Source organism: Streptomyces sp. NPDC006296 (assembly GCF_040613235.1).
Taxonomy (GTDB): Bacteria; Actinomycetota; Actinomycetes; order Streptomycetales; family Streptomycetaceae; genus Streptomyces.
In genome coordinates this window covers 174,682-198,559 of sequence record NZ_JBEXRT010000002.1, presented here as the reverse complement: position 1 = coordinate 198,559, position 23,878 = coordinate 174,682, and the positions used below count along the sequence as shown (strand labels likewise).

At 73.2% G+C, this 23,878-nt stretch carries 21 protein-coding genes; 7 read left to right on the top strand and 14 right to left on the bottom strand.

Features of this window, described 5'->3' with window-relative positions; genetic code table 11:
- Positions 1–55: 55 nt before the first annotated feature.
- The 11 genes from ABZ172_RS02245 to ABZ172_RS02195 form a co-directional block, all read right to left on the bottom strand.
- The gene (locus ABZ172_RS02245; protein WP_356879237.1) at positions 56–1,159 is read right to left on the bottom strand and encodes a polyprenyl synthetase family protein; all 1,104 of its coding nucleotides are present in this window, start codon (positions 1,157–1,159) and stop codon (positions 56–58) included.
- Positions 1,156–2,544 (bottom strand): hydroxysqualene dehydroxylase HpnE, encoded by a 1,389-nt coding sequence (gene hpnE, locus ABZ172_RS02240; protein ID WP_356879235.1) that lies wholly within the window; start codon positions 2,542–2,544, stop codon positions 1,156–1,158. The genes ABZ172_RS02245 and hpnE overlap by 4 nt, the downstream gene beginning before the upstream one ends.
- Before the next feature lie 112 nt (positions 2,545–2,656).
- A complete protein-coding gene (gene hpnD, locus ABZ172_RS02235; RefSeq protein WP_356879233.1) occupies positions 2,657–3,580 on the bottom strand; it encodes a presqualene diphosphate synthase HpnD in 924 nt (307 codons plus the stop codon).
- 29 nt (positions 3,581–3,609) lie between these two features.
- On the bottom strand, positions 3,610–4,527 hold the full coding sequence (hpnC, locus tag ABZ172_RS02230) for a squalene synthase HpnC (RefSeq protein WP_356879232.1): 918 nt from the start codon (positions 4,525–4,527) through the stop codon (positions 3,610–3,612).
- 416 nt (positions 4,528–4,943) lie between these two features.
- Positions 4,944–5,729 (bottom strand): ABC transporter ATP-binding protein, encoded by a 786-nt coding sequence (locus ABZ172_RS02225; protein ID WP_356879230.1) that lies wholly within the window; start codon positions 5,727–5,729, stop codon positions 4,944–4,946.
- Complete coding sequence (locus ABZ172_RS02220) at positions 5,722–6,651, bottom strand: ABC transporter permease (protein ID WP_356879228.1); 930 nt, start codon at positions 6,649–6,651, stop codon at positions 5,722–5,724. The genes ABZ172_RS02225 and ABZ172_RS02220 overlap by 8 nt, the downstream gene beginning before the upstream one ends.
- Positions 6,652–6,759: 108 nt before the next feature.
- Positions 6,760–7,632: a glycosyltransferase family 2 protein gene (locus ABZ172_RS02215; RefSeq protein ID WP_356879226.1), complete on the bottom strand. Its 873-nt coding sequence runs from the start codon at positions 7,630–7,632 to the stop codon at positions 6,760–6,762.
- 8 nt (positions 7,633–7,640) lie between these two features.
- Positions 7,641–8,420, bottom strand: a complete 780-nt coding sequence (locus ABZ172_RS02210) for a CDP-alcohol phosphatidyltransferase family protein (protein ID WP_356879224.1) — start codon at positions 8,418–8,420, stop codon at positions 7,641–7,643.
- Entirely contained in the window at positions 8,398–9,459 is a 1,062-nt protein-coding gene (locus tag ABZ172_RS02205) for an iron-containing alcohol dehydrogenase family protein (RefSeq protein WP_356879222.1), read from the bottom strand. Before ABZ172_RS02205 ends, ABZ172_RS02210 begins: the two co-directional genes overlap by 23 nt.
- The gene (locus tag ABZ172_RS02200; protein WP_356879220.1) at positions 9,447–10,184 is read right to left on the bottom strand and encodes a phosphocholine cytidylyltransferase family protein; all 738 of its coding nucleotides are present in this window, start codon (positions 10,182–10,184) and stop codon (positions 9,447–9,449) included. Before ABZ172_RS02200 ends, ABZ172_RS02205 begins: the two co-directional genes overlap by 13 nt.
- Entirely contained in the window at positions 10,181–11,920 is a 1,740-nt protein-coding gene (locus tag ABZ172_RS02195) for a DUF5941 domain-containing protein (RefSeq protein ID WP_356879218.1), read from the bottom strand. Before ABZ172_RS02195 ends, ABZ172_RS02200 begins: the two co-directional genes overlap by 4 nt.
- 305 nt (positions 11,921–12,225) lie before the next feature.
- Here ABZ172_RS02195 and galE point away from each other — a divergent pair, with 305 nt between their 5' ends.
- The 3 genes from galE (at position 12,226) to idi (ending at position 15,137) form a co-directional block, all read left to right on the top strand.
- Positions 12,226–13,209: a UDP-glucose 4-epimerase GalE gene (galE, locus tag ABZ172_RS02190; protein ID WP_356879216.1), complete on the top strand. Its 984-nt coding sequence runs from the start codon at positions 12,226–12,228 to the stop codon at positions 13,207–13,209.
- Between the two features lie 162 nt (positions 13,210–13,371).
- Positions 13,372–14,313: a cation diffusion facilitator family transporter gene (locus tag ABZ172_RS02185; RefSeq protein WP_356879214.1), complete on the top strand. Its 942-nt coding sequence runs from the start codon at positions 13,372–13,374 to the stop codon at positions 14,311–14,313.
- Between the two features lie 230 nt (positions 14,314–14,543).
- Positions 14,544–15,137, top strand: coding sequence for an isopentenyl-diphosphate Delta-isomerase (gene idi, locus ABZ172_RS02180; RefSeq protein WP_356879212.1), 594 nt, complete (start codon positions 14,544–14,546; stop codon positions 15,135–15,137).
- 24 nt (positions 15,138–15,161) lie between these two features.
- Here idi and ABZ172_RS02175 read toward each other — a convergent pair whose 3' ends face one another.
- Positions 15,162–15,617 carry an ATP-binding protein gene (locus tag ABZ172_RS02175; protein ID WP_356879210.1) on the bottom strand — a complete coding sequence of 152 codons (456 nt, stop codon included), beginning with the start codon at positions 15,615–15,617 and terminating at the stop codon, positions 15,162–15,164.
- Positions 15,618–15,764: 147 nt separating this feature from the next.
- Complete coding sequence (locus tag ABZ172_RS02170; RefSeq protein ID WP_356879208.1) at positions 15,765–16,352, bottom strand: DUF308 domain-containing protein; 588 nt, start codon at positions 16,350–16,352, stop codon at positions 15,765–15,767.
- 76 nt (positions 16,353–16,428) lie between these two features.
- Here ABZ172_RS02170 and ABZ172_RS02165 point away from each other — a divergent pair, with 76 nt between their 5' ends.
- The 3 genes from ABZ172_RS02165 to ABZ172_RS02155 all read left to right on the top strand — a co-directional run bounded on the left by ABZ172_RS02165 (position 16,429) and on the right by ABZ172_RS02155 (position 20,997).
- On the top strand, positions 16,429–17,217 hold the full coding sequence (locus ABZ172_RS02165; RefSeq protein WP_356879206.1) for an enoyl-CoA hydratase/isomerase family protein: 789 nt from the start codon (positions 16,429–16,431) through the stop codon (positions 17,215–17,217).
- 182 nt (positions 17,218–17,399) lie between these two features.
- Positions 17,400–18,263 carry a hypothetical protein gene (locus tag ABZ172_RS02160; protein ID WP_356879204.1) on the top strand — a complete coding sequence of 288 codons (864 nt, stop codon included), beginning with the start codon at positions 17,400–17,402 and terminating at the stop codon, positions 18,261–18,263.
- A 259-nt stretch (positions 18,264–18,522) separates the two neighbouring features.
- Positions 18,523–20,997 carry a Tex family protein gene (locus ABZ172_RS02155; RefSeq protein WP_356879202.1) on the top strand — a complete coding sequence of 825 codons (2,475 nt, stop codon included), beginning with the start codon at positions 18,523–18,525 and terminating at the stop codon, positions 20,995–20,997.
- A gap of 190 nt (positions 20,998–21,187) precedes the next feature.
- Here the strand turns inward: ABZ172_RS02155 and ABZ172_RS02150 are convergent, their stop codons facing one another.
- Positions 21,188–22,828 (bottom strand): ABC-F family ATP-binding cassette domain-containing protein, encoded by a 1,641-nt coding sequence (locus tag ABZ172_RS02150; RefSeq protein ID WP_356879200.1) that lies wholly within the window; start codon positions 22,826–22,828, stop codon positions 21,188–21,190.
- Between the two features lie 105 nt (positions 22,829–22,933).
- On the opposite strand from ABZ172_RS02150, the gene ABZ172_RS02145 reads away from it, so the two are divergent.
- Entirely contained in the window at positions 22,934–23,866 is a 933-nt protein-coding gene (locus ABZ172_RS02145; protein ID WP_356879385.1) for an FAD-dependent oxidoreductase, read from the top strand.
- The last annotated feature ends 12 nt before the right edge of the window (positions 23,867–23,878 follow it).

Genomic DNA, 23,878 nt, shown 5'->3' with positions numbered 1-23,878 from the left:
GGCGGGCGCCCCTGAGGGCGCCCGCCGGCGACTGCGAGTCATATCTGGGTGGTGGTCATCGCTTTCGCACGACCACGAAGTCGGCGAGCTCGGTGAGCTGCGCCCGCACGCGTTCCGGCATGTCGACGCGGTGCAGCGCCTCGATGGCCACCGCGTGCTGACGGCGGGCTTCCTCGGCGGTCCACTCGCGGCCGCCCGCCTCCTCGATGAGCGCCGCGCGGGCGGCGAACTCCTCCTCGGAGAAGCTGTCGAAGTCGCTGCTCTTGGCGTCCGCGGCGAGCAGTTCGCCGAGCCGCTCGGAGGCCGGTCCGCCGGCGGCGAGCGCGGCCACGACGGGCAGGGACTTCTTGCGCTGGCGCAGGTCGCTCCAGGTCTGCTTGCCCGTGGACTCGGGGTCGCCCCAGATGCCCAGCAGGTCGTCGACCGCCTGGAAGGCCAGGCCGAGGTGGTAGCCGTACGCCTCCAGGGTGTCGGCGGTGCGGTCGTCGGCCCCGCCGAGCACGGCGCCGATGGAGACGGCGCAGGCGAGCAGGGCGCCCGTCTTGTTGCCCTCCATCTCCAGGCACTCCTCGACGGTGACCCGTTCCCGGTGCTCGTAGGAGATGTCCTGGGCCTGACCGTCGATCAGCTTGCGGCTGGCGGTGGTCAGACGGCGGGCCGCCCGGCCGGCCTCGACGGTGCCGAGCTCCAGCAGGACCTCGTTGGCCAGCGCGAAGAGCGCGTCACCGACGAGGATCGCCTGGGCGGGGCCGTGCACCTTCCACACGGTGTCGCGGTGGCGGCGCTGCTCGTCGCCGTCCATCAGGTCGTCGTGCAGCAGCGAGAAGTTGTGCACGAGTTCGACGGCCACGGCTCCGGGGATCCCGGCCTCCGCCGGGGCTCCCGCCGCTTCCGCGGACAGCAGGGCCAGTGCGGGGCGGACGGCCTTGCCGCCGTCCCCCTCGGCCGGTCGGCCCTGGGCGTCGATCCAGCCGAAGTGGTAGGCCGCGACGGTGTCCATGGGCGGCGCCAGCCGGTCCACGGCAGCTCTCAGCACCGGCGCTGACAGGGCCCTTCCACGCTCCAGAAGCGCGGTGACGTCCGTGGTGTCCGCCACGGTGTCGTAAGCCGGATTCGCCGGGGTCACAGACTCTCCTCTTGTTCCGGTGGTACTGCTCATGCCGCCTCCTGAAGCGGATGTTCATGGGGCCGGCCGAGCGCCCGGAGCGCGGCGTCCGCGGCGGTGGAGCCACTGCGGACGGCACCCTCCATGGTGGCGGGCCAGCCGGTGGCGGTCCATGCTCCCGCCAGGTGGAGCCCGGGGGCGCGGGTGCGTGTGCCCGGCCTCAGCCGTCCCACACCCGGTACGGGCGCGAAGGTCGCGGTGCGTTCCCGGGTGACGAAGAAGTCGCGGATCCCGGCTCCGCGCGCCGCCGGGAGGAGCCGCTCCAGCTCGGGCAGGTAGCGCCGGCGCAGCTCGGCGACGGGCAGGTCGATCTCGTCCTGCGCCGCGGACTGGGACACCGCGAGGTACTGGCCGCCGCCCCGGAGGCCCGAGGACGCGGTGCGGTCGAAGACCCACTGCACGGGTGAGCCGAGCGCGGCGAAGAACGGCCGGCGCAGCACCCTGCGGTCGTAGACCACGTGCACGTTCAGGATCGGCGCGTCGGTGAGGTCGAGCAGCCGGTCCGGGTCGTCCAGCGCCCCGTCGGGCAGCAGCCGGTGGGTGTCGCCCTGGGGGACGGCGAGGACGACGGTGTCCGCCTCGAACCGCTCGCCGTCGGTGCCGACGGCCCAGCGTCCGTCCTCGGCGCGGGTGACGGAGTCGACGCGGGTGCGCAGGCGGATCCGCACCCCCGCCGAGGCGAGCGCCTTGCGCGCGAGGGTGTCGTGGAGGTCGCCGAGCGGCACGGCGGCCCAGCCGATGTCCGCGGCGCCCGGTTCCGAGAGGAGCCCCGTCTTGAACACCTTCGCGGCGAGCGCCGCCGAGGCGTTCGGCGCGGTGGCGTTGAGCGTGGCGACGCCGACGAGGTCCCACAGCGCCTCGACGGTGCGCGGTGACTGCCCCTGACGGCGCAGCCAGGTGGCGAAGTCGATGCCGTCGAGCGCGGGGTCGGCGGGGTCGAGGCGGCCCAGCGCCAGCGCGGCACGGGCGACCCCGGCCTTCTCCGCCGGGGAGAGGTGCGGGTAGGCGGCGAGACCGCCGGCCAGGTGCAGCGGTACGGGCAGCCCGGTGCGGCGCAGCCGTCCGAGCCTCGGCCCGGCGGCCCGGCCCACGTCGAGCACCGGCACGTCGAGCCGGTCCTGGAGCGGGGCGAGGTGCGCGCCCCCGATCCGGTCGAGGAACCCGCGGTAGGCCGTGCAGCAGCGCAGGTAGACGTGCTGGCCGTTGTCCACGGACAGGTCGCCGCGCCGGAAGGAGAAGGCGAGCCCGCCGAGCCGGGGGCGGCCTTCGAGCAGCGTCACGTCGATTCCCGCGTCGGCCAGCCGCAGTGCGGCGGTCACGCCCGCCAGCCCGCCGCCGACGACCACCGCACGGGAGGCACGGGGGCTGTGGCCGGTCATGCGCGCTCCCTTCGCCGTGTCACCGCGGTCGGCGCCACACGCCGTGCCGCCGGAGAGAGGGACGCACCGGGGCGGTGCGGGGTTGCCCGTCCCGCGGGTCGGTCCGCACCCGTCACGAGACCCTCCCCCGGGCCGTCCGGCGGGAGACGTACCGGGCGTCGAGGCCGGAGAGGCCGCGCACCGCGACGTACGCCTTCTCGTGGCCGGGCAGCGAGACCCTGCCCCGCAGGACCGCCTCGGGGTCGCGCTCGATCCGGTCGAGGAGCCTGCGGTAGATCCCGGCCATGGCCGCCACGCAGGCACCGCTGCGCCGGTCCAGCATGGGGAGCAGCCGGTAGCCCTCGGCGAAGAGCGCCCGGGCGCGGCGCACCTCGAAGTGCACCAGGCCGGCGAAGTCGGACCCGGGCGGCGGGGTGGCCCGGTGGAAGCCGGCGGAGCAGCCGAACTTGGCGAGGTCGTCGGCCGGCAGGTAGGTGCGCCCGTTGCCGGCGTCCTCGCGGACGTCGCGGAGGATGTTCGTCAGCTGGAGCGCGAGACCGAGGGTGTCGGCGTACTCGGCGGCCCGCTCGGCCCCGGGGGTGCCCGGAGCCGTGCCGAAGACACCCAGGCTGAGGCGACCGATGGCGCCCGCGACGCACCGGCAGTACGTCTTCAGGTCGTCCCAGGTCTCGTACGTCGCCCCGCGCACGTCCATCAGCACGCCGTCGATGAGCTCGTCGAGGCCGCCGAGCGGGAGCGGGAAGCGGCGCGTGGCGTCGGCCAGCGCGACCGCGACCGGGTCGGTGTCGTCCTCGTCGACGGCGTCGTCCCGGATGCGGCCGAGCAGCCCCCGGGTCTCCTCCAGCCGGGTGCGCTTGGTCTCCGGGTCCAGCTCGCCGTCGCCGATGTCGTCGACCCGACGGGAGAAGGCGTACAGCGCCGACATGGCCTGCCGCTTCTCGTACGGCAGCAGTCGGATGCCGTACGCGAAATTACGGGCCTGCTGTCCGGTGACGGCCTCGCAGTAGCTGTACGCGGCCTGTACCGGTGCCGACATGTACGTCGTCTGTCCCTCCACGGTCCGGCTCACCCCTCTCTGTGCGCTCTTCGCAGGACGTCTCCCACCTCGCGCAGCAGTCTCGGCGCGGTGGGTACGGGCGGTCCGGGCAGTACGTCGAAACCCGCGGCGGAGACCGCGGCGAGGGCGGCGCGCCCGCCGCCGACGAATCCGGCGAGCAGCAGCCTGAGGCGGCCGTGGACGCTGCCCACCAGCGGGACGCCCTCGTCGAGCAGCTCGCGGGCGCGCTCCGCCTCGAACGCGACGAGGGAGCGCACCGCCGCTCCGGCGGACGGCGCCGCCAGGTCACGCTCGCCGACGTGGAAGCGGGCCATGTCCTCGGCGGGCAGGTAGATCCGGTCGCGGCCGAGGTCCTCGGCGACGTCCTGGAGGTGCTCGGCGATCTGCAGCGCGGTGCAGACGGCGTCGGAGCGGCGGATCCGCTCGGGGCTGGCGGTGCCGGTGATCTGCAGGACGAGGCGGCCGACGGGGTTGGCGGAGAGCTCGCAGTAGGCGAGCAGGTCGCCGTAGGTCCCGTAGCGGCGGACCTTCTGGTCCTGCCGGTTGGCTTCGAGGAGCCCGAGGAAGGGTTCGGGGGTGAGCGCGCAGCGCCGCACGGTGGGGCGCAGTGCGCGCATCAGGGGGTGGCGCGGGCCGTCGCCGGTGGGCGAGAAGACGCGGTGCAGGTCGGCTTCGAGGGCGTCCAGCGCGGCGAGCCGGTCCTCGCCCTGTCCGGGGTCGAGGCCGAGGTGGCGGGCGTCCGCTCCGCCGGGGGCGAGGTCGCCGTCACCGATGTCGTCGACGAGGCGGGCGAACCCGTAGACGGCCATCAGGTCGTCGCGCCAGGCGCGGGGCAGGAAGAAGGGGGCCACGGGGAAGTTCTCGTCCGCGGCCTTGTCGAGCGTGGCGGTGGCGGCGTCGGTGCGCGCGCGCCGGTCGCGGGTCACCGCTCACCACGGGACGCGGAGACGGCGATACCGCGCAGGAGCTGGAGATCTTCCCTCATTGCCGTCACATCTCCCGTTCTACACTGCTGACCCAAAACATCCCTTTTCGGACACGCCGCTCGTCCGGCCGAGTGCGACCTGCTCACAACGGGCGATGCATCGGGGCATACGCCCTCACATCGGCGCGAATCAGCACCGTCACAGCTTACGTTGTACGGCCCACGCAGCCCCGGCGGGGTGCTGCGCGTCCTCGCGGGGCACCGCGGACTCCGTCAACGTTCCTCGGGCGGGGACGCGTTGACGTCATCCGCCGGGAGGAGATCCGCCCGGAAGCGCCCGCGGCCGTGCGCACCGCCCGTCGCCGACCGGCGTGCGGCCCCGCCGTGCTCCGGCGGGGCCGCACGCACGCACGGCAGCTACTTGCCCGTCTCCTGCTCGTAGGCCTTCAGCACCTCTTCGGTGGGACCGTCCATCAGGAGCTCGCCCTTCTCCAGCCACAGCACACGGTCACAGGTGTCCCTGATCGTCTTGTTGTTGTGGCTGACCAGGAAGACGGTGCCCGCCTCCTTGCGCAGCTCGCGGATCCGCTCCTCGGAGCGCACCCGGAACTTGCGGTCACCGGTGGCCAGCGCCTCGTCGATCATGAGGACGTCGTGGTTCTTGGCGGCCGCGATCGAAAAGCGCAGCCTGGCCGCCATGCCGGACGAGTACGTCCGCATCGGCAGCGTGATGAAGTCGCCCTTCTCGTTGATCCCCGAGAAGTCCACGATGTCCTGGTAGCGGGTACGGATCTCCTCGCGGCTCATGCCCATCGCGAGCCCGCCGAGCACGACGTTGCGCTCGCCGGTCAGATCGCTCATCAGGGCCGCGTTGACCCCGAGCAGCGAGGGCTGGCCGTCGGTGTACACCTTGCCGTGCTCGGTCGGCAGCAGGCCGGCGATGGCCCGCAGCAGGGTGGACTTGCCCGAACCATTGGTGCCGATCAGGCCGATGGCCTGGCCGCGGTAGGCGGTGAAGGAGACACCGCGCACCGCGTGCACCTTGCGCACACCGCGCGGTTCGCCCTTGCCTCGCCGCATGATCCGGCTCAGCGCCGCGGTGGCGCTTCCCTTGCCGCCGCCCGTGCCGTTGACCCGGTACACGATGTGCACGTCGTCCGCGATCACGGTGGGGATGTGCCCCTGGGACGTTTCCTCAGCCACGACCGTACCGTTCCTCTGCCTTCCAGAAGTACACGAAGCCCACGACGCCGACCACCAGCGCCCAGGCGAGCCCGACGGCCCAGACGTGCTGGGGCAGGTTGTCCGCGCCGTAGCCGTCGATGAGCGCGAAGCGCACCAGGTCCATGTAGATCGCCACCGGGTTGTACTGCAGCACGTCGGCGATCCACTGCGGCTTGTCCGCCAGCATCACGGGGATCGAGAACATGACGCCGGAGGCGTACATCCAGGTCCGCATGACGAACGGCATCAGCTGGGCCAGGTCCGGGGTCTTGCTGCCGAGCCGCGCCATGACCAGCGCCAGACCGGTGTTGAAAAGGAACTGCAGGGCGAGCGCCGGGACGACGAGCAGCCAGGAGAGCTTCGGATAGCTCCCGAAGCCCACCGCCACGGCCACCAGCACGATCATCGAGAACAGCAGCTGCTGGAGCTGCTGCAGCGAGAACGAGACGGGGAGCGAGGCCCGGGGGAAGTGCAGCGCCCGGACCAGGCCGATGTTGCCCGAGATGGAGCGCACACCCGCCATGACCGAGCTCTGGGTGAAGGTGAAGACGAAGACGCCGGTCACCAGGAAGGGGATGAAGACCTCCTGGGTGATCCCCTTCCGGGTGCCCAGGATCAGTCCGAAGATCAGGAAGTAGACCAGGGCGTTGAGCAGCGGTGTGGCCACCTGCCACAGCTGGCCGAGCTTGGCCTGGCTGTACTGAGCGGTCAGCTTGGCCCTGGAGAACGCCAGGATGAAGTGCCGGCGGCCCCAGAGGTGCCGGATGTACGCGAACAGCCCGGGCCGGGCGCCGCTCACCGTCAGGCCGTACTTCTCGGCCAGCCGGCTCGCGCTCAGGCCCTCGTCGGCGGACGGCGGGCTGCTCAGGGCAACCCCGCCGTCTTGGGTCGTGTCACTCACAGTTAAGAACTCTCGTCTTCACAATGCGCAGCCGGTCGCGGGCGCGGCCAAGGCGGACAGGATCCCCGTACGAAATGCATACAGCTCATGGTCTCAGAGGTGAGCCTCTCAGATGACCGGCGGGCGGCCCAGCCTGGTCAGCCGCCACACCGTACGCCACCTCATGGGGCGCCGGGGTCCGCAGGGCTCGGTCCAGCCCTCACGGAAGCCGCCGAACCAGGCCCTGAGGGCCGGCAGGGAGGGCCGGCGGACGAGGGTGAGAAGCAGCCAGACCCCGAGGTAGAGGGGCACCAGCGGCGCGGGCAGGTTGCGGCGGGCCAGCCAGACGCGGTTGCGGGCCACCATGCGGTGGTAGACCGCGTGCCGCGAGGGGGCGGTGGTGGGGTGGTTGAGCACCATGTCGGCCCGGTACTCGATCATCCAGCCGGCGTCCAGGGCACGCCAGGCGAGGTCGGTCTCCTCGTGCGCGTAGAAGAACTCGCCGGGGAGCGGGCCCGCCTCGGCGATCACCTGGCTGCGCACGGCGTTCGCCCCGCCGAGGAAGGTCGTGACGCGGGACGAGCGCATCGGGTCGGCCGCGCGCAGCCGGGGCACGTGGCGCCGCTGGGTGGCGCCGGTGTCCGGATCCGCGATGCGGAAGGTGACGATGCCGAGCCTGGGGTCGGCCTCGAACGCCTGCCGGCAGAGCTCGGCGGTGTCGGAGTTCGGCAGGTGCCCGTCGTCGTCGAGGAAGAGCAGGGCGTCCACGTCGGCCCCGGACGGGCCGAAGGCCTCGATGCCGACGTTGCGGCCGCCCGGGATACCGAGGTTCTCGGGCAGCTCGACGGTCCGCACGCCCGCGGGGACGTCCGGGACCGGGGCGCCGTTGCCGACGACGACCACCTCGATCCGGTCGCCGTCCTGCCCGGCGACCGAATCGAGGAGGGCGCGCAGTTCGTCGGGGCGGTTGCCCATGGTGATGATGACCGCGCCGAGTTTCATGGGAGAGCTCACTTCAGCCTGCTGGACGCCAGGATCGAGACGAGGTGCAGGAGGGTCTGGAGGAGGGCGATGCCGGCCAGGACCGCGACGGCGAGACGGCTGAAGAAGAGGTCGTCCCTGACCGTGTCGAGCACCGCCGTGACCAGGATGACCAGCGACGCCTCGATGCCGAGGATCAGCCGGTGGAACTTGAGCGCGCCCGCGGCGCGACGGGCCAGCGCCATGCCGGAGGAGCGCGGCTCGGACGCCGCCTCCTCCACGGGCGGCAGCCCGCCCTGGTGGCGTGCGACACCGACGAGGTCGGTCTCGGCCTTGATCAGGATGGCGCCCAGCGCGGCGAGCGTCCCGAGGAAGGCCCACAGCCAGTCGATCCGTCCGGGGCCCCACAGGTCGGCGGCACGCAGGCCGAAGCCGACCAGCACCGCAGCGTCGCAGAGGTAGGCCGCCACCCGGTCCAGGTAGACCCCGCCCAGCGAGAACTGCTTCTTCCAGCGGGCCACCTCGCCGTCGACGCAGTCGAACAGCAGGTAGAGCTGGACCGCGAGGACGCCGAGCAGGGCACCGGGGATGCCCGGGACGAGGAGCGCGGGAGCCGCCAGCACACCGGCGACGGTCATCACGTAGGTCAGCTGGTTGGGCGTGACCGAGGTGACCACCAGGCGGCGGGTGATGCGCAGCGAGATCTCGCGCATGTAGAGCCGACCCGCCCAGTGCTCGCCGCTGCGCCGGTCCTTCACACCCGGGGGGTGCACGACCGGGCGGAGTTCAGCTATGGATGGCTTTTGCATAGTCGGCGTACGCGTCCCTGATCTGGTCGGTGGAGAGGTTGAGGTGTTCCAGGATCGTGAAGCGTCCCGGACGCGTCTGCGGGGCGTAGTCGACCGCCCGCACGAACTCTTCGGTGGTGAAGCCGATCTCGTCGGGCAGCACCGGCAGCCCGTGGCGCCGCAGCACGGACGCCATCTGGACGGACTCCTCGCGCGCGCCTCGCAGGTGCATGGCGAAGCAGGCGCCGAGGCCGACCTGCTCCCCGTGGCTGGCCGCGCGCTTCGGGTACAGCAGGTCGAAGGCGTGGTTGATCTCGTGACAGGCGCCGGAGGCGGGCCGGGAGTCCCCGGCGATCGACATCGAGATGCCGGTGAGGACCAGGCCCTCGGCGAGCACCTTCAGGAAGGCGTCGTCGCCGACGCCTCCGGGGTGGCGCAGCACGGCCTCGCCGGCCTGCCGGGCCATGGCCGCCGCGAGCCCGTCGATGTCCTCGCGCCGTACCTCGTGGGCGAGCTCCCAGTCCGCGACGCAGGAGATGTTGGAGACCGCGTCGCCCACGCCGGAGCGCACGTACCGCGCGGGCGCCTCGCGGATCACGTCGAGGTCGATGACCACGGCGATCGGCGTGGGGACCCCGTAGGAGCCGCGTCCGTTGTCGTTGTCCAGGGTCGCGACCGGGGAGCAGAGCCCGTCGTGCGACAGGTTCGTCGCGACGGCCACCAGAGGCATGCCCACCCGCGCCGCGGCGTACTTCGCCACGTCGATGATCTTGCCGCCGCCGAGGCCGACCACCGCGTCGTAGCGGGTGCCCTTGATGCCGTCGGCGAGCCGTACCGCGGAGTCGATCGTGCCGTCGGCGACCGGGTACCAGTCGGCACCCGGCAGCACCGGGGCGAGCCTCTCCCGCAGGGCGCGCCCGGAACCGCCGCTGATCGCGACGGCGAGCTTGCCCGAGGAGGAGATCCGCTGGTCGGCGAGGAGACCGGCCAGATCGTCCATCGCGCCGCGCCGGATGTCGACGACGACCGGGGACGGGATGAGGCGGGTCAGTACCGGCACGCGATCTCCCTGCCCCGGGCGAGGTCGTCGTGGTTGTCGATCTCGACCCAGGTCACCTCGCCGATGGGCGCCACGTCGACGGTGAAGCCGCGGTTCACGAGCTCCTGGTAGCCGTCCTCGTAGTACAGGTCGGGGTCGCGCTCGAAGGTGGTCCGCAGGGCGTCGGCGAGCTCGTCGGCGGCCTCGGGCTCGATCAGCGTGACGCCGATGTACTCACCGGTCGCGGTGGCCGGGTCCATCAGCTTGGTGATCCGCCGGACGCCCTTGCCGTCCTCGGTGATGACCTTCATCTCCTCGTCGGCGAGGTTCTTCACCGTGTCGAGGGCGAGAATGATCTTCCGGCCCTCGCCGCGGGCGTCCAGGAGGGTCTTCTCGACGGAGACCGGGTGCACGGTGTCGCCGTTGGCGAGGATGACGCCCTTCTTCAGGACCTCGCGCGCGCACCAGAGGGAGTAGGCGTTGTTCCACTCCTCGGCCTTGTCGTTGTCGATCAGCGTCAGGGTGACCCCGTACGTCGCCTCGAACTCGGCCTTGCGGGCGTAGACCGCCTCCTTGCGGTAGCCGACGACGACGGCGACCTCGGTGAGCCCGACCTCCGCGAAGTTGGCCAGCGTCAGGTCCAGGACCGTCTTCTCGCCGTCCACCGGCACCAGGGCCTTGGGCAGCGTGTCCGTGTAGGGACGCAGACGGCGTCCGGCACCGGCAGCCAGTACGAGGCCGATCATGCGAGTTCTCCTTCGTCGTGTACGGCGGGGGCCGAGGAGGACACCCAGAAGCGGATGGACTCCACGAGCACCACCAGGGCCACGGCGCCCGCGAGCGCGGTGAGGGCCGTGGTGAAACCTGAGCCGTGGATGAGTACGGCGGCGAGGACGGCCACGACCAGGGTGCGGCCCTCGTGCCCGCCGATGACGCGCACCAGCCACGTGGGAGGCGCCCCGGTGCCGCCCCGGATGCGGTACACCGTGTCGTAGTGATGGTAGGCGACGGCCGAGACCAGGCCGAACGCCGCGGGGACGGCGTGCGGCACCTCGCTGCGGGCGGCCAGCGCCAGGATCGTGCCGTACTCGGCGGCCCGGAAGACCGGCGGGACGAGCCAGTCGAGGGCGCCCTTGAGCGGCCGCGAGACGGCGAGTCCGGAAAGGACCGCGTACACGGCCGCCGCACCGACGACCGGCCAGCCGCCGTAGGGCGTGAAGAGGGCCGCGCCCACGATGACCAGGGCTCCGGCGATCGCCAGGAGCGGGGCGGTGAAGGAGCCGCCGGGGCGCCGGAGCACGGCGGCGACGGCCTGGGCGAGCGGACCCGAGTCGGCCAGGTCGGCCAGCGCCCGGGCGGCGCGGTCGGTGCGCCGGGCCTTGCGGGTCAGCGAGCGGAGCAGCCGGCCCGCCGTGGTGTAGCAGGCGGCCAGGGCGCAGCCGATGAGCAGGGCGCAGAAGACGATCCGGGGCGTGGTCACGGCGGTGAGCACGGCGATCATGGCCCAGCGTTCGCCGATGGGCAGGACTATCATCCGGCGCAGCCAGACCGTCCAGCCGACGCTGTCGAGCCGGTCGGAGAGGGCGGCGGTGGGGCTGGTGTTGGACACCGCGTCGTGGTTGGCCTCGTTGAACGAGAAGTCGACGACGTGGCGGCACGCCTGGAGGACCATCGCGCCGAGCGCCAGGACCCATACGTCGTCGCCGCCGCGGGCGGCGCCGAGGGCGAGGCCCGCGTAGTACGCGTACTCCTTGGCCCGGTCGAAGGTGGCGTCCAGCCAGGCGCCCATCGTCGAGTACTGCAGCGAGTACCGGGCGAGCTGCCCGTCCGTGCAGTCGAGGACGAAGGAGAACAGCAGGAGCAGCCCGGCCGCGACGTAGCCGCCGCGGGTGCCGGTCGCGGCGCAGCCCGCCGCGATCAGCGCGGTGACCAGCGAGGCCGTGGTGACCTGGTTCGGGGTGAGGCCGCGGCGGGCGCACCAGCGGGCGATGTAGCGGGAGTACGGGCTGATGAAGTAGGTGGTGAAGAAGCCGTCGTGCGCCTTGACCGCGCTGCGCAGCCGGACGGCCTCGTCGTCGACGGCGGCCACGGCGGTCCGGGCGGTCTCCCGCTCCTCCGGGCCGTCCGGCACCGCGGCGGTGAGCGAACCGAGTTCGGGACGCTGCACGGCGGTGCCGTCCGCGTCCAGCTCGACGGCCAGCCGGCCGGGCACCGTGCGGTCCCCGGCGGCGGTCGCGTCCGCGCCGGCCGGTGTCCCTGCTGCGGCGGTCCGCCGCAGGGCGCGGAGCAGCGCCGGGCGGGCCTCGGGCCGCGCGGTGAGCGCTCCGGGGATGGAGGCGGCGGCGAAGCGGGGGTCGGTGAGTCCGAGCCTGAGGGCGTGGACGTGCCCGACGAAGCGTGTGTCCACGAGCGCGACACGGCTGCTCGCGGGGACCGTGGTGAGCAGCTCGGCGGCCTCGTCGGCGTCGGCTGCGGCAGTCACGTCAAAGCCGAGTGACCGCAGATCGTCCGCCAGCGACGATCCGGGTACGGGCGCACCGGTGAGGATGGCGGTCGACAGACGAACTCACTCCTTGGTGCGGACGGGAACGGCGCGCGGCACAGCGGCCCGGGGGTGGGCCGGCGGCACGTCGGCTGAGGCTATCGGATGAACGGAAGGCCGAGTTCACCACCCGTTTGTGCTCCGTTCGGGCGAATCGGCCATGATGCGGCGCCGTTCGCGATCATCATGGTCGATCAACGCCTCGCCCCACAAACCACGTCCGGGCAGCGCATAAGCTGACCTGCATGACGTGGTTGATCACAGGCGGAGCCGGCTACATCGGGGCACATGTGGCGAAGGCCATGACGGCCGCCGGAGAACGGGTCGTCGTCCTCGACGACCTGTCGTCCGGCATCGCGGAGCGGCTGTCCGCGGAGGTCACCCTGGTGCGGGGATCGGTCTCGGACCGCGCGGTGCTCGACCGGGTCCTGGCGGAGCACGCCGTCACGGGGGTGGTGCACCTCGCGGCGAAGAAGCAGGTCGGCGAGTCCGTCGAGAAGCCGCTGCTGTACTACCGGGAGAACGTCGCCGCTCTCGGCGTGCTGCTGGAGGCCGTGGTGGCGGCCGGGGTGCGGCGCTTCCTCCTCTCCTCGTCGGCGGCGGTCTACGGCGTCCCGGACGTGGACCTCGTCACGGAGGGGACGCCCTGCGCGCCGATCAACCCGTACGGCGAGACGAAGCTCGCCGGGGAGTGGCTGGTGCGGGCGGCGGGCCGGGCGCACGGGATCTCGACGGCCTGCCTGCGCTATTTCAACGTGGCCGGCGCCGCCGGGCCCGAGCTGGCCGACACCGGCGTCTCGAACGTCGTGCCGATGTTCTTCGAGCGGCTGACCCGGGGCGAGGCGCCGCGGATCTTCGGTGACGGCTATCCGACCCCGGACGGCACCTGTGTGCGCGACTACATCCACGTCGCCGACCTGGCGGAGGCGCACCTCGCCGTCGCCGGCCACCTGGAGGCGCACCCCGGCGGCGACCTCACCGTGAACATCGGCCGGGGCGAGGGCGTGTCGGTGCGCGACCTCGCCGAGCTGGTCGGCGAGGTCACCGGTCTGCACATCCGTCCCGTGGTGGATCCGCCCCGGCCGGGAGACGCCGCCAGGGCCGTGGCGTCGGCCGACCGGATGACCGAGCGGCTGGGCTGGACGGCGCACCGCGGCGTGCGCGAGATGGTGGAGTCGGCCTGGGAGGGCTGGTGCCTGCGCCACCCCGAGGCCCGCACCGCGGGGTAGGTCCCACCTCCGCGACGCGCTGACCTGCGATCGTTTCCGCAGGTCAGAGCACATGACAACGGTGTTCAGTGCCGTGTTGCCCCGCCTCCCTCCGCCGTAGTTCACTGACCGCGTCGGGCGAGGTACGTCCGCGGGGCACGACGGGTACACGGAGGCGTTCGCATGGGGGCTGGCCACGATCACGGGCACCTGCACGGAGGACCGCCCCCGACGGGGACCGCCGCCGCCGCGTACCGGGGCCGGCTCCGGGTCGCCCTGGGCATCACGCTCGGCGTCATGGTCATGGAGATCGTCGGCGGGCTCCTCGCCGACTCGCTCGCCCTGATCGCGGACGCGGCGCACATGGCGACCGACGCGCTGGGGCTGGGCATGGCCCTGCTGGCCATCCACTTCGCCAACCGGCCGGCGGGCCCCAACCGCACCTTCGGGTTCGCCCGTGCCGAGATCCTCGCCGCGCTCGCCAACTGCCTGCTGCTCCTGGGCGTCGGCGGTTTCCTGGTCTTCGAGGCGGTGGACCGCTTCATCACCCCGGCGGAGACCAGGGGCGGCCTCGCCATCGCCTTCGCGGCGGTCGGCCTGGTGGCCAACGTCGTCTCGCTGTCGCTGCTGGTGCGCGGCCAGCGGGACAGCCTGAACGTGCGCGGGGCGTACCTCGAAGTGGTCGCGGACACCCTGGGTTCGGTGACGGTGCTGGTGTCGGCGGGCATCATCATGGCCACCGGCTGGCAGGCCGCCGACCCCATCGCCTCGCTCCTGATCGGCCTGATGATCGTCCCCCGTACGGTCAAGCTCCTGCGGGAGACCCTCGACGTGCTGCTGGAGTCGGCGCCCGAGGGGGTGGACATGGACGAGGTGCGCGCACACATCACGGCCCTGCCCGGCGTGCTGGACGTGCACGACCTGCACGCCTGGACGATCACCTCGGGCATGCCGGTCCTGTCGGCCCACGTGGTCGTGCACCAGGAGATGCTGGACTCGGTCGGACACGAGAAGCTGCTGCACGACCTCCAGGGCTGCCTCGGCCATCACTTCGACGTCGAGCACTGCACCTTCCAGCTGGAGCCCAGCGGCCACGCGGAGCACGAGGCGCGGCTCTGCCACTGAGCGCGGCGCGGCCGTGCCGGCCGCGGACGATTCCGTGCCGGTCAAGGGGGGCACGGTCCTTCACCCGGCGGCCTCCGCGTCCGGCACGGTGTCCTTCCGCCCCGGCCGTCGTGGGCGGCGGGGCGGACATGCCACCACCCGAAGTGCGGACAAGCGGCTTTTGTACGGCAGACTTGACCGCACTCGAGGGGCCCGGCGCACGAGGCCGGGAACCAAAGCGAAGGATGGGTATGCCGACCACACCAGCCACCGCGGCGCACAGCTCGTCGAACGGCACTGCAGACGCGATCATGCTCGAACTGGTCGACGAAGACGGCACGACCATCGGCACCGCGGAGAAGCTGGCCGCCCACCAGGCGCCCGGCCAGCTGCACCGCGCCTTCTCCGTCTTCCTCTTCGACGAGCAGGGACGCCTGCTGCTCCAGCGCCGTGCGCTCGGCAAGTACCACTCGCCGGGCGTGTGGTCCAACACCTGCTGCGGCCACCCGTACCCGGGGGAGGCGCCGTTCGCGGCGGCGGCCCGGCGCACGTACGAGGAGCTGGGGGTCTCGCCCTCGCTGCTCGCTGCGGCGGGCACGGTCCGCTACAACCACCCCGATCCGGCGTCGGGCCTGGTGGAGCAGGAGTTCAACCACCTGTTCGTCGGCCTGGTGCAGGAGCATCTGCGGCCGGACGAGGAGGAGGTCGGCGAGACCGCGTTCGTGACGGCCGGTGAGCTGGCGGAGCGCCATGCCGCCGCGCCGTTCTCGGCGTGGTTCATGACCGTGCTGGACGCCGCGCGTCCCGCGGTCAGGGAGCTGACGGGGCCGTCCGCCGGCTGGTGAGGCCGCGGGCCCCGCACGGGGCGGTCAGAGCTGCGTACCGAGGGGCAGCGCCGCCCAGATGATCTTGCCGCCGCCCGCGGTGTGCTCCACGTCGCAGGTGCCGCCCGCCTCGGCGGTGATCTCACGGACCAGGAGCAGGCCGCGGCCGCCGGTCTGGGCGTGGTCGGTGACGAGCGCCGTCGGGCGGTAGGGGTGGTTGTCCTCGACCGAGACGCGGATCCACTCCGCGCCGATGGCCACCTCCACGGCCAGCTCGGGCGAGAGCAGTGCCGCGTGCCGGACGGCGTTGGTGACCAGCTCCGACACGATCACCAGCATCCCCTGGAGGACGTCGTCCGCCACCGGCACGCCCTGCCGGTCGATCAGGTCCCGGACCGCGTGCCGGGCCTGCGGCACCGAGACGTCGACAGCGGGCGCGGTGAAGCGCCACACGCCCTCGTACGACACGGGACGAGCCGGAACACTCCCACGGCTCTCCATGGACCGCCACCCGCTCTCGACTCGCCCAGCACCGACCTTGAGTACCGAGTGTCGGGACGCGCATGGTCCGGATCGCCGCACTGACCACAAGTGGCCAGTTGTAGGCCCCATGTGACCGAGCGGGAATGACGTCGTCAACGAACGGGACTACTTCTCACCTTCTTGGGGCTTCATCTGGTCCGTCACCAGGCTGACGACCCGTCTGCCGCCCACCCCGATGGCGATGAGCCCGAGACCGTCGAACAGCAGCGCCAGGGAGAAGAAGCAGCCGAGCACGTAGAGGCTGCTGTGGGGCCAGTCGACGAGCACCAGCACCCCCAGCAGCAGCCCGAAGGCGCCCTGCAGCAGGGTCCAGCCGAACTGCGGCCCCCGGACGACGACGCTGCCGACGAGCCGGAACACTCCCCCGGTGAGGAAGAGCAGCGCCGCGAACATGGTCAGCGCCTCGGCCGAACCGACCGGGTTCTTGATGACGACGATCCCCGCGGCGATGTTGAGCGCGGCGACCACCGCACCGAGCCAGAAGTAGGCGGTGCCGCGCGCCTGGACGGTGTGCGCGAGGCCGACCAGACCGCCGACGAGCAGCAGCCAGCCGAACAGGATCATCGAGGTGAGGGTGGCCACGCCGGTGTACACGAGGCCGACGAGCCCCGCGACGACCAGCAGGGCGCCGAGTACGGCGAGCCTCCCGAAGCTCCGGTGGAGCTTCTTCTCCTCGGTCGTGGGTCCGGCCATCGACGGCTCCTCGTGGTACGCGCTTCGCGGCCCCTTCTTGATCATAGGTTCGGACCGTGCGGATAGCATCCGGCGCATGGACCTCAGGGAGCGGGCGGCGGGATCCGGGCCGCGGCTGGAGCACACGGTCGCGGACGGCGTGGCGACCGTCGTCATCAGCAACCCCGCCAAGCGGAACGCCATGACCGCCGACATGTGGGAGGCCCTGCCCGTGCTGCTGGAGGAGCTGGCCGACGACCCCGGGGTGCGCGTCCTCGTGCTCACCGGCGCCGGCGACACCTTCTGCGCGGGGGCGGACATCTCCTCCCTGCGGGACCCGGCCGGCCGGCCGCAGGCGCTGGCGGTGCGGGCCGAGGAGGCGCTGGCCGCCTTCCCCGGGCCGACGCTGGCCGCCGTGCGCGGCCACTGCGTGGGCGGCGGCAGCCAGCTCGCGGCCGCCTGCGACCTGCGGTTCGCCGAGGAGGGCGCGTCCTTCGGGGTCACTCCGGCGAAGCTCGGGATCGTCTACCCCGCGTCGTCGACGCGCAGACTGGTGGCGCTCGTCGGCCCGGCCACCGCGAAGTTCCTGCTGTTCTCGGGCGAGCTGATCGGGACGGAACGGGCGCTGCGGACGGGGCTGGTGGACGAGGTGCTGCCCCGGGGCGGGCTGGCGGAGCGGGTCCGCGGCTTCGCCCGCGTCCTGACCTCGCGTGCGCAGCTGACCCAGGCCGCGGCGAAGGAGTTCGCCGACGGCCGGACGGACCGGGACGCCCACTGGTCGCGGCAGGCACGCGGGAGCGGCGACACCGCGGAGGGGGTCGCCGCCTTCCTGGAGCGCCGGGACCCCCGCTTCACCTGGACCGCGGGGGACGCGTCCTCCGCCTGAGGACGAAGCCGGCCGCCTGACGGACCGGTCCGCTCGCCCGCCGCCCCCGCAGCGGGGCGGGCCTCCCGGCGCGCTCGCCCGGAACGGTGCCCGCCCGGTCTTTCCGGTCTTTCCGGCCACGGGGACCGTGCGGGAGGCCCCGGGCCTGTCCCCCGTACCGACCAGTCGGTAACGTGCAGGGTATGAGTACTCTCGCCCCGCGTGCCGGACGCCGCTGCCACAACGCGGTCAACCCGCTGCACTCCTGTGTCTACTTCTCCCCCGACCTCGGCAAGGAGTTCGCGGAGCTCGGCGTGCAGGACGCCGGCCGCGTCTACTTCGCCTCGCGCGCCGCCGCCTTCGGTGCGGTCGGCGCGGGCGCGGTCACCGCGTCCTTCTACAACTTCAACGACGAGCTGGTGGCCCGCCACCTGCCGTCCGTCTGGTCGGACCTCACCCCGCAGGCGGCCCTCGACGCACGGCTGCGGGCGGTCGACTCGACGCTGCGCCGGGTGCTCGGCGAGGAGACCGTCGCCTCCCCGGAGATGGCGGAGGCGGCCGGACTGGCCCTGCGGGCCGCAGAGGCCTGCACCCGGCACGCCCGCCCGCTGTACGCCGCGCACGCCGATCTCCCGGTGCCGGACCAGCCGCACCTGGCCTACTGGCACGCGGCGACGCTGTTGCGCGAGCACCGCGGCGACGGGCACCTGGCCGCGCTCCTGTCGGCCGGTCTGGACCCGCTGGAGGCGCTGGTCAGCCACACCGCCACCGGCAAGGGCATGGCACCGCGCTGGATCCTCGCCACCCGCGGCTGGCGGCGCCCGGACTGGGACGCGGCGGTCGAGCGGCTGCGCGACCGGGGTGTGCTGGACGCCGGGGGCGAGCTGACCGACGCGGGCACCGCGCTCCGCGCGGAGCTGGAGGAGGCGACGGACCGGATGGACGAAGCGCCCTACGCGCACCTGGGGGCCGACGGGGTCGAACGGCTCACCGAGCTGGGCCGGGGCTTCCTGCTCGCGGCGGCCTCCGCCGGCGCGTTCCCGGAGGACCTGGTCGGCAAGGGCTGAGCCCTCCCGCGAGCGGGGCGGAGGCGGGTCAGGACGATGTCCGGGGTCGTGCTGAGCCCTCCCGCGGGCGGGGCGGTGCGGGGGTCCGGCGTCCGCGGCCGGGCCCCCGCGCGGGCGCGCCGGGGCCGTGATCGAGCAGGTCACGCGACACGGGCCCCGGCCACCCGGCACAATGCAGGCGAAAGGGGTCCGCCCGGGTGTGGGCCACCCCGGTGGCACAGCCAGCACAGCCAGTACGAGAAGGCGAGTCGGGAAAACCGTGACGACGTCCATCGAAGGCAGGATCGCCGAGGAGCTCGGCGTACGTGAGCGTCAGGTGAGGGCGGCCGTCGACTTGCTCGACGGCGGGTCGACCGTGCCGTTCATCGCGCGCTACCGCAAGGAAGCGACCGAGATGCTCGACGACGCACAACTGCGCACGCTGGAGGAGCGATTGCGCTATCTGCGGGAGCTGGAGGACCGCCGTGCGGCGATCCTCGACTCCGTGCGCGAGCAGGGCAGGCTCGACGCGGACCTGGAGGCGCGGATCCGGGCCGCGGACACCAAGGCCCGGCTGGAGGACATCTACCTGCCGTTCAAGCCGAAGCGCCGGACGAAGGCGCAGATCGCGCGCGAGGCCGGGCTGGAGCCGCTGGCCGACGGGCTGCTCGGCGACCCGTCGGTGGACCCGCTGACGGCCGCCGCCGCGTTCGTCGACGACGGACGGGGGGTCGCCGATCCGCAGGCGGCGCTGGACGGCGCCCGGGCGATCCTCGCCGAACGCTTCTCCGAGGACGCCGACCTGACCGGTGAGCTGCGCGAACGCATGTGGTCGCGCGGCAGGGTCCTCGCGAAGGTGCGGGACGGCAAGGAGGAGGCGGGCGCGAAGTTCGCCGACTACTTCGACTTCGCCGAGCCGTTCACCGCACTGCCCTCGCACCGGATCCTCGCGATGCTGCGCGGCGAGAAGGAGGACGTGCTCGATCTGGTCCTGGAACCGGAGGAGCCGTCGGAGCAGCCCGGCCCCTCGTCGTACGAGACCATGGTCGCCCGGCGGTTCGGCGTCGCCGACCGCGGCCGGCCCGGGGACAAGTGGCTCGCGGACACGGTCCGCTGGGCCTGGCGGACCAGGATCCTCGTGCACCTGGGGATCGACCTCCGGCTGCGGCTGCGGACGGCCGCGGAGGACGAGGCCGTGCGCGTCTTCGCGTCCAACCTGCGGGACCTGCTGCTCGCCGCGCCGGCGGGCACCCGGGCGACCCTGGGGCTCGACCCCGGATTCCGTACGGGCGTGAAGGTGGCGGTCGTGGACGCGACGGGCAAGGTCGTGGCGACCGAGGTGATCCACCCGCACGTGCCGGCCAACAGGTGGGACCAGTCGCTGGCGACGCTGGAGCGTCTCGCCAGGGAGCACCGGGTCGATCTGATCGCGATCGGGAACGGCACGGCGTCCCGCGAGACGGACAAGCTCGCCGGCGAACTGTGCGACAGGCATCCGGAGTTGAAGCTCACCAAGGTGATGGTGTCGGAGGCGGGCGCCTCCGTGTACTCGGCCTCGGCGTTCGCCTCGCAGGAACTCCCGGACATGGACGTGTCCTTGCGCGGCGCCGTCTCGATCGCGCGCAGGCTCCAGGACCCGCTGGCCGAGCTGGTGAAGATCGACCCGAAGTCGATCGGGGTCGGGCAGTACCAGCACGACCTGTCCGAGGTGAAGCTGTCGCGCTCCCTGGACGCGGTGGTCGAGGACTGTGTGAACGGCGTCGGCGTCGACGTCAACACCGCTTCGGCGCCGCTGCTCTCGCGGGTGTCGGGCATCAGCTCGGGGCTGGCCGAGAACATCGTGACGCACCGGGACACGAACGGCCCCTTCCGCTCCCGCCGGGCGCTCAAGGACGTGGCCAGGCTGGGGCCGAAGGCGTACGAGCAGTGCGCGGGCTTCCTGCGCATCCGGGACGGCGACGACCCGCTGGACGCGTCGAGCGTGCACCCCGAGGCGTACCCCGTGGTGCGGACGATGGTGAAGCGGACCGGCGGTGACGTCGCCTCGCTGATCGGCGACACGGCGACGCTGCGCTCGCTGCGGCCGGACGACTTCGTGGACGAGAAGTTCGGCCTGCCGACGGTGACGGACATCCTCGGCGAGCTGGAGAAGCCGGGCCGCGACCCCCGCCCGGCCTTCCGGACGGCCACCTTCAAGGAGGGGGTGGAGAAGCTCGGCGACCTCGTCCCGGGGATGGTCCTGGAGGGGGTGGTGACGAACGTCGCCGCCTTCGGCGCGTTCGTGGACGTCGGGGTGCACCAGGACGGCCTGGTGCACGTGTCGGCGATGTCGCGGACCTTCGTCAAGGACCCGCGGGACGTCGTGAAGCCGGGCGACATCGTGAAGGTGAAGGTCATGGACGTCGACGTCCCGCGCAAGCGGGTGTCGCTGACCCTGCGCCTCGACGACGAGGCCGCGGCGGGCCAGGGCGGCGGTCAGGGCCAGAAGCGGGAGCGGAACGCGCAGGGCGGCGGGGACCGTCCGCCCCGGCAGCGGCAGGGCCAGGACGGCCGCCGTGGCGGCGGTCAGGGCGGCGGACAGAGCGGCGGCGGTCAGGGCGGCGGCGGTCAGCGCCGTGACCGGCGCGGCGGCGGGAACGGGGGCGGTGGCGGAGCAGGCCGCCCCGCCGCGGCTCCGGCGAACAGCGCCATGGCCGACGCGCTGCGGCGCGCGGGCCTGACGGGCGGGTCCGACCAGGGCGGACGCAAGCGCTGAGACGAGGGCGGGCGGGGAGCACCCCGCCCGCCCGCCGTCGTCCCACGGGGCGCCGCGCGGCCGCTCCGGTGCGGGCAGGCGCCAGGTACGTCCGGGCCCGCCCGCCGTCGTCCCACGGGCCGCCGCACGGCCGCTCCGGCACGGGCAGGCACCGGTGCGGGCCGGGTACGGGCCGGCCGGGGCGGCGGCGTCAGCCGGACTCGGTGACCTTGCCGTCGGCCACCTCGACCCGGCGGGTGGTGCGGACCGCCTCCAGCATCCGCCGGTCGTGGGTGACCAGCAGCAGCGTCCCCGTGTAGGCGTCCAGGGCCGACTCCAGCTGTTCGATGGCCGGAAGGTCGAGGTGGTTCGTCGGCTCGTCCAGGACCAGCAGGTTGACGCCCCTGCCCTGGAGGAGCGCGAGGCCGGCCCGGGTGCGCTCGCCGGGCGAGAGCGTCGTGGCGGGGCGCAGCACATGGGCGGCCCGCAGGCCGAACTTGGCGAGCAGGGTGCGCACCTCGGCCGGCTCGGTGTCCGGGACCGCCGCGCAGAAGGCGTCCAGCAGGCTCTCGGTGCCGTGGAACAGCCGGCGGGCCTGGTCGACCTCGCCCACCACGACGCCGAGGCCGAGGGACGCGTGGCCCGCGTCGAGCGGCAGCCTGCCGAGCAGCGCGGCGAGCAGGGTGGACTTGCCCGCTCCGTTGGCGCCGGTGATGGCGACCCGGTCCGCCCAGTCGATCTGCAGGCTGGCCGGCCCGAAGGAGAAGCCGCCGCGGAGGACGGCGGCGTCGCGCAGGGTGGCCACGACGGAACCGGAGCGCGGGGCGGAGGCGATCTCCATCCGCAGCTCCCACTCCTTGCGCGGTTCCTCGACGACGTCGAGGCGCTCGATCATGCGCTGGGTCTGCTTGGCCTTGGCGGCCTGCTTCTCGCTGGACTCGCTGCGGAACTTGCGGCCGATCTTGTCGTTGTCGGTGGCCTTGCGGCGGGCGTTCTTGACGCCCTTCTCCATCCAGCCCCGCTGCATCTGGGCGCGCCCCTCCAGGGCGGAGCGCTTGTCGGCGTACTCCTCGAACTCCTCGCGGGCGTGCGTGCGGGCGCGCTCGCGCTCCTCCAGGTAGGAGGCGTAACCGCCGCCGTAGAGGTTGATCTGCTGCTGGGCGAGGTCGAGTTCGAGCACCTTGGTGACCGTGCGCATGAGGAACTCACGGTCGTGGCTGACGACGACGGTCCCCGCGCGCAGTCCGGACACGAAGCGCTCCAGGCGCTCCAGGCCGTCGAGGTCGAGGTCGTTGGTGGGCTCGTCGAGCAGGAAGACGTCGTAGCGGGAGAGCAGCAGTGAGGCGAGCCCCGCGCGGGCCGCCTGGCCGCCGGAGAGCGCGGTCATCGGCTGGTCGAGGCCGACGGTGAGGCCGAGGTCGGCCGCGGTCTCCTCGGCCCGTTCGTCCAGGTCGGCGCCGCCGAGGGCCAGCCACCGCTCCAGCGTCTCGGAGTACGCGTCGTCGGCGCCGGGCGCGCCGTCCACCAGGGCCTGGGTCGCCGCGTCCATGGCGGCCTGGGCGTCGGCGACCCCGGTGCGCCGTGCGAGGAACGCCCGGACCGACTCGCCCTCGCGCCGCTCGGGCTCCTGCGGGAGGTGTCCGACGGTGGCGGTGGGCGGGGAGAGCCTCAGCTCCCCCTCCTCCGGGCGGTCGAGGCCGGCGAGCAGGCGGAGCAGCGAGGATTTGCCCGCGCCGTTGGCTCCGACGAGACCGATCACGTCGCCGGGGGCGACCACGAGGTCGAGTCCCGCGAAGAGTGTGCGGTCGCCGTGGCCGGCGGCGAGGTCCTTGGCGACGAGAGTGGCAGTCATCAGGGTGACGATCCTAACGAACCGCGGGGGCCGGGCCTCCCTCCGGAGCCGGGTGCGACCATGGCCGTCCGGTGCCCGGCGGACGCGGGGCGGGGCGAGGACGGGGTGAGCGCGGTGGCGGACGTGATCGTGGTGGGCGGCGGGGTCAGCGGGCTGACCACGGCGCTGCAGCTGGCGGAGCGCGGCCTGCGGGTGCGGGTGTGGTCCCGGGATCCGGCGGCCGGGACGACCTCGGCGGTGGCCGGCGCCCTGTGGTGGCCGTACCGGATCGAGCCCGGGGCCCTGGTGAGCGGGTGGTCGGTCGAGACCCTCCGGGTGTACGAGGAGCTGGCCGCGGCGCCCGCGGAGACCGGTGTGCGGAGGGTCGCCGGGGTGCACGGGGGTGAGCGGCTGGCGGCGCTGGGGCCGTGGGCCCGCGAGCTGGACCAGGTGTCCGAGGTGCCGGAGGGGCTGCGGGTGACCCTGCCGCTGATCGACATGCCGGTGCACCTGCGCTGGCTGGAGGGGCGCCTGGCCGCTGCGGGAGGCGTGGTCGAGCGGCGCGCGGTGGACGGTTTCGGGGAGGCGGCGGCCGAGGCCCGGGTGGTGGTCAACTGCACCGGCCTCGGCGCCCGGGAGCTGGTCCCGGACGCCGGGGTGCGTCCGGTCCGCGGCCAGCTGGTGGTGGTGGAGAACCCCGGCGTCGAGGAGTGGTTCACCCGTGCCGATCCCGCGTCGAGCGCGACGACGTACTTCTTCCCGCAGCCCGGCGGCCTGCTGCTGGGCGGGACGGCGGAGGTGGACGACCGCCGCACGGAGCCCGACCCCGGTACCGCGCGGGAGATCGTGGAGCGGTGCGCCCGGGTGCGGCCGGAGATCGCCGGGGCCCGTGTCATCGGCCACCGGGTGGGGCTGCGGCCCGCCAGGGACGCGGGGGTGCGCATCGAGGCGGAGGAGCTGCCCGGCGGTGGCCTGCTGGTGCACAACTACGGGCACGGGGGCGCCGGGGTGACGGTGGCGTGGGGCTGTGCGCGTGCCGCGGCCCGGCTGGTGGGCTGAGCCGCGGCACGG